The organism is Methylobacterium sp. WL116 (assembly GCF_008039455.1).
Lineage (GTDB): Bacteria > Pseudomonadota > Alphaproteobacteria > Rhizobiales > Beijerinckiaceae > Methylobacterium.
This window is the reverse complement of the sequence record NZ_VRUV01000914.1, coordinates 1-1,019: the sequence shown is the minus strand read 5'-3', so window position 1 is coordinate 1,019 and position 1,019 is coordinate 1. Positions and strand designations below refer to the sequence as shown.

General features: G+C 72.4%; 2 protein-coding genes and 1 pseudogene. 2 read left to right on the top strand and 1 reads right to left on the bottom strand.

All coding sequences use genetic code 11. The features are described 5' to 3' along the window. Nucleotides 1-116: pseudogene (locus FV223_RS32240) on the top strand (protein-methionine-sulfoxide reductase catalytic subunit MsrP); the annotation flags it as partial. Nucleotides 117-237: 121 nt separating this feature from the next. Next, complete coding sequence (locus FV223_RS28420; protein ID WP_147729975.1) at nucleotides 238-591, top strand: hypothetical protein; 354 nt, start codon at nucleotides 238-240, stop codon at nucleotides 589-591. Between the two features lie 75 nt (nucleotides 592-666). On the opposite strand, the gene FV223_RS28415 is transcribed toward FV223_RS28420, so the two are convergent. Further along, nucleotides 667-1,019: cupin domain-containing protein (locus FV223_RS28415; protein WP_147729974.1), on the bottom strand; the 353-nt coding region annotated here is incomplete at its 5' end.

Sequence of the window (1,019 nt, the reverse complement as noted above, 5' to 3'; positions counted from 1 at the left end):
GCCCGAGGACGATCAAGGTCGACGGCCTCGTCGAGAAACCGTTCGAGCTCGGCGTCGAGGACCTGATCCGCAAGATCGGGCTGGAGGAGCGGCTCTACCGCCACCGTTGCGTCGAGCGTCTCGCTCGACCCGCTCGACCCGCGCGGCGCGGGGATAAGCGGGGGCATGCGCATGCACGCGAACGTGTTGCCGCTTCGTTCTTGCCGAGCCGGCCCCGAATCGGCGATACCGTCGCGCATGCGGATGCCCGTCCTCGCTGTCCTCCTGTCCCTGAACGCTCTGCCCTGCGCGGCTGCGCAGGCGCCGCGGGCGGCCGACCCGGCGGCGCTGGAGCAGGCGTGGCGCGACTGCGTGCGGGAAGCCTATGCGCACCAGCCGCCGGCCCAGGGGCGCGCCGGCTCGCAGCGCAACGCCCTCGACGAATGCAAGGAGCGCGAGGACGCCGTCGTCGCGGCGCTGATGGCCGCCCGCGACGTCGAGGCCGGACGCGATGCCCGCTCGCTGCCGGCCCGTGCCCGCGCCTGGGCGGCCTCGGTCGCCGCCTACGTCGTCGACCCGGTCTCGTCCTGGATCGCGATGCTGCGCAACTGAGCGCCGGCAATTCCCGCGCCGACGGCGGCCGGGTCGTTCAGAGGATCGGATGCATCTGCCGGGCGCGCCCGCGCGTCACCGCCCGTAGACGTCCTCGACGCGGATGATGTCGTCCTCGCCGGTATAGGAGCCGACCTGGACCTCGATCAGCTCGAGCGGGATCCTGCCGGGGTTGGTCAGGCGGTGCAGCGAGCCGATCGGCAGGTACACCGCCTCGTTCTCGTGGACGAGGACGAGGCGCTCGCCCAGCGTCACCTCCGCCGTGCCCTTCACCACCACCCAGTGCTCGGCGCGGTGATGGTGCTTCTGCAGCGACAGGCGCCCGCCCGGCGTCACCATGATGCGCTTGACCTGGAAGCGCTCGCCGATGTCGACGCGCTGGTACCAGCCCCAGGGCCGGTACATCCGCCGGTGCGCGTCGGCCTCCG